Source organism: Photobacterium sp. R1 (assembly GCF_054600795.1).
In genome coordinates, this window is record NZ_BAAHZP010000926.1 from 1 (window position 1) to 240 (window position 240).

Genomic DNA, 240 nt, shown 5'->3' on the forward strand with positions numbered 1-240 from the left:
TGATGGCCGACATCCCAGATCAAATGATCGAAAGGTGTGTTGTACACATAATGCAGGGCAACCGTCAGTTCTACGGCACCGAGGCCAGAGGCAAAATGCCCGCTGGACTGACTCACAGAGTTGAGCAGATACGTCCGCAGCTCATCACAGAGCGCAGGTAAACTGTCCACCGGCAGTAAACGAAGTTCGTCCGGTGTATTGGCTAAGGCCAGATGTGGGTATTTAGAAATATCCAATGTC

The 240-nt window shown here is 51.2% G+C and carries 1 protein-coding gene; it reads right to left on the reverse strand.

What is annotated here, in order from left to right; genetic code table 11:
* A partial coding sequence (locus ACYP03_RS27780; RefSeq protein ID WP_459782909.1) for a 1-deoxy-D-xylulose-5-phosphate synthase N-terminal domain-containing protein occupies positions 1-240 on the reverse strand: 240 nt, incomplete at both ends.